General features: G+C 69.4%; 1 protein-coding gene. It reads left to right on the plus strand.

All coding sequences use genetic code 11. The features are described 5' to 3' along the window. Positions 1-238: 238 nt before the first annotated feature. The gene (locus tag ABZ260_RS51450; RefSeq protein ID WP_355633352.1) at positions 239-1090 is read left to right on the plus strand and encodes a serine/threonine-protein kinase; all 852 of its coding nucleotides are present in this window, start codon (positions 239-241) and stop codon (positions 1088-1090) included. The last annotated feature ends 22 nt before the right edge of the window (positions 1091-1112 follow it).

Here is a 1112-nt window from a genome sequence, read left to right on the forward strand (position 1 = left end):
CTCTGGGGCGCGCCCGGCCTCTGAGCCGTTCTGCCGGCCGGGCGGGGCCCTGTCCGGTCCGTTCCTCCCCAAGATCGTCTCCGGCTCTCGGGCAAGGCATTCCGCCCCTTGCGGGGATTCTGAAAGGCCGTCTGGAACGCGCTATCGAGGTCCGTCCGACTTGCGGTTTGATGCACGTCCTGTGACCCTTTGCCCCCACAATGGGTCCGGAAGTTCATCACGGAAGAAGGGTGTGACCATGGCGGACCTCGCGTCCTTGCGGCCCGGGGATCCCGAGCAGGTGCGGGAGTACCGGCTTACCGCCCGGCTCGGCGAGGGTGGCCAGGGAACGGTCTACCTGGGGGTCTCCCCGACCGGTGCCCGTGTCGCGGTCAAGCTGCTCCGTGCCGACCTCGCGCAGGACGAGGAGGCGATGGAGCGTTTCGTCCGTGAGGTCAGCACGACCCAGCGGGTCGCTCCCTTCTGCACCGCCGCAGTGATCGACACCGGGGTCGACCAGCATCGCCCGTACATCGTCAGCGAGTACATCGACGGCCCGACGCTCGACGCGGTCCTGGCCACCGAGGGCCCCCGGCACGGCGCGGCCCTGCACCGCCTGGCGATCGGCACGGTCACCGCGCTCGTCGCGATCCACCAGGCGGGAATCGTCCATCGCGATTTCAAGCCCTCCAACGTGCTGCTGGCCCCCGACGGCCCCCGAGTGATCGACTTCGGTATCGCCAAGGCGCTCGACCGCACCTCCACGCTGACCGCGATGGCGATCGGCACCCCCTCCTACATGACCCCCGAGCAACTGGCGGGGGAGAACGCGGGCTCACCCGCCGACATGTTCGCCTGGGGCTGCACGATGGTCTTCGCGGCCACCGGGCAGCCGCCGTTCGGTACGGACAGCCTGCCTGCGATCTTCAACCGGATCATGAACCTGGAACCCGATCTGGGGGCGATCACCGATCCGGCGCTGCGCGACCTGGTCGGGCAGTGCCTGTCCAAGGACGCCACCCAGCGGCCCACCGCGGGCGAGGCGCTGCTGCGGCTGCTCGGCCACGCGGGCGTCTCGTTGGTTCCACGCTCCCACGGCGCATGCGGGTGAGCAAAATAGACGCCGATGTCAG

The organism is Streptosporangium sp. NPDC006013, assembly GCF_040614275.1.
Lineage (GTDB): Bacteria > Actinomycetota > Actinomycetes > Streptosporangiales > Streptosporangiaceae > Streptosporangium.